Annotated in this window: 2 protein-coding genes; both read right to left on the bottom strand. The window is 46.1% G+C overall.

What is annotated here, in order from left to right:
* Positions 1 to 188: 188 nt before the first annotated feature.
* Complete coding sequence (locus PHI12_14980; GenBank protein ID MDD5512087.1) at positions 189 to 1,451, bottom strand: transposase; 1,263 nt, start codon at positions 1,449 to 1,451, stop codon at positions 189 to 191.
* Positions 1,452 to 1,721: 270 nt separating this feature from the next.
* Positions 1,722 to 2,687: hypothetical protein (locus PHI12_14975; protein MDD5512086.1), on the bottom strand; the 966-nt coding region annotated here is incomplete at its 5' end.

The raw sequence follows: 2,687 nt of genomic DNA, 5'->3' as shown, positions 1-2,687 counted from the left end.
CGATATGGATAAGCCCCTTCTCCAGTTCAATCTCAACCACTCCAGACGGGTTTTTTTTATTCTTGTTATAGTATGTATATACTTTGGATTTGGACATTTAAATCACTTGCTACCGAATTGAAAACCAGTGACATCCTCCCCGGCCTGAAGGCACGGGGCTTCCTGTTTCGTTGATCGGGCTTGCCATGTTATTGACATAGTATCGGCTCAATCTCCGCAGGCGTAAATTCCCCACAGTCCGTAGGTACTACTTGATCTCTATTCTCTATGACGATTGCTGAAACATGATCCCTGTTGAGCACAAGACCACAATGAGGACAGTTATGTATTCTCACTAACAGATCTTTTGGAACAGGATATCCACAAACACAGGTCTGTGAGGTTCCGTTTGGATTGACCTGACTGACGGATTTCCCAGCTTCTTCCGCTTTGGATCTCGTCAGACTGATCAACTGACCCCAACCAGCATCCGAGATGGACTTTGCAAGACAATGGTTCTGAACCATGTTCTTGATTTGAAGTTTCTCGAATACTATCCGGTCGAATTGATTGACAAGCATTCTGCCTGTCTTATGAGCAAAATCTTTTCTCTGGTTTCTGATCTTTCTATGAACTCTGGCTACTACTATTCTCTGCTTATTCCTGTTATTTGACCTGGGTTTCTTCTTTGACAGTTTCCTCTGTTCTTTGATGAGCTTATCTTCTGACATTCTGAGGAACTTTGGTGGCTCTATCTGCTGGCCGTTGCTCAGGGTCAAAAGAGATTCCAGACCAACATCAATGCCTATTTTGGTTTCTACAGGAACTTTCTTGATTTCCCTGTCTATTTCTGTCGTGAAAATAGCATACCACTGGTCAACGTCCTTCTTGATTGTACAAGTCTTAATCTGCCCTTCTATCTCTCCGTGTTGGAATATCCTGACACTGCCTATCTTTGACAGGCTGAGTCTGCCATTCTCGATCTCGAATCCTTTCTGAGGATATGTGAATGTATCGTACCTGTTTCTTCCCTTAAACCTGGGGTATCCATTCCCTCTGAAAAAGTTCTGGTAGCTTCGATCCAGTCTTTTGAGAACGTTCTGTAATACCTGAGAAAATACTTCTTTCTGGTATGATGTTTTGGATCCTGTAAGATTATTTGCCTGATCTTCGTAGCTTATCCATTCAGGTTTTCCCCAGGGAAATACTCCAAAATCTCGTTTGAGGTTGTTCAACTCTGATTCTCTTTTTCTCTCTTCCAGAGCATTATTGTAAAGATATCTGCATGTAGAAAGTGTTCTGTTAAGTTTAGTTTCCTGATTTTTGTTCGGGTATATCCGAAATGTATATGCTTTCTTCATGATGTCAGTCTTCGCAATATCTATATTGTTTTGATGCATTATATAGATTGTGCCTGTCCCGTAATCAGTCTTCGCAAACTGTTTTTCCGGGACGGGTATTATGATTGTCATGGTTTCTATTGCCGTTATGAGTGGGGGTACGATTCATCCCCGCTCTGAAGGGCCGGGGTTTTCTCTACCCCTCAACCCCACTTCGATAATCTTGACGGGATTCTTTTTAAGATCGGGAATGAATATTCGCTGGTAGAGGTGATCAATGGACTTCATAATTGAAGCGTGTGTTATGAAGTTACTTCATAATATATGCTTCGTTTATAGGTGAATAAAAATCAAATAGTCATAATCTTCCCGTGATTATGACGTTTTCCAGTTATTCAATTCCTAAATATCTCGTGTTATGAAATTCACGAAATATTCATTGGTGCTGTACCCGGCGAGAAAGTTTCTTGCAGTGGCAGCCGTCCTTGCGGTCTGGGTATTTGCGACATCGTCAAACCGCTCTGTGAGACCTGTAACTGCACCAGTACTCCCACAGCTCGTGAACCCGAACCCGTTCAGGCTGTACCCGGCAATATCGCGTCTTGCAGTTGCAGCCGTCCTTGCAGTATGGGTATTTGCAACATCGTCAAACCGCTCGGTAATGCCAGTTAATGCGCCTACACTGGTAGTATCCCCGCAGCTCGTGAACCCGAACCCGTTCAGGCTATACCCGCCAGTACCGACTCTTGCAGTTGCAGCCGTTCTTGCGGTCTGAGTATTTGCAACATCATCGAACCGCTCTGTGAGACCTGTAACTGCTGCAATGAACCCGCAGCTTGTGAACCCGAAACCGTTCAGGCCATACCCGCCAGGACCGCGTCTTGCAGTAGCAGCCGTCCTTCCTGTCTGTGTATTGGCAACATCGTCAAACCGCTGGGTTATGCCAGTATTTGCACCTACATTAGTAGTATCCCCGCAGCTCGTGAACCCGAAACCGTTCAGGCCGTACTCGGCGAGATAGCTTCTTGCAGTTGCAGCCGTCCTTGCAGTATGGGTATTTGCCACATCATCGAACCGCTCTGTGAGACCTGTAACTGCTGCAATGAACCCGCAGCTCGTGAACCCGAACCCGTTCAGGCTATACCCGGAAAGCGCCAATCTTGCAGTTGCTGCCGTCCTTCCTGTCTGTGTATTTGCGACATCGTCAAACCGCTCTGTGATGCCCGTAATTGCGCCAGTATTCCCGCAGCTCGTGAACCCGAAGCCGCCGTGAAGCCTTACCAGCAGCCTTGATACGGTATCGGGCTTTGTGGTGATCGTCATGGGATTGGTATGACTGGGTCCCCGGGTAGTGACGCCGCCCATGGC

This window comes from Dehalococcoidales bacterium, assembly GCA_028716225.1.
GTDB lineage: Bacteria > Chloroflexota > Dehalococcoidia > Dehalococcoidales > UBA5760 > UBA5760.
The sequence above is the reverse complement of the archived record's forward strand: the minus strand, read 5'-3'. Positions and strand labels throughout refer to the sequence as shown.

Bases quoted from the DNA above. Each gene is read 5' to 3' on its own strand.
- PHI12_14980 (MDD5512087.1), bottom strand. From the start codon at position 1,451: ATGACAATCATAATACCCGTCCCGGAAAAACAGTTTGCGAAGACTGAT.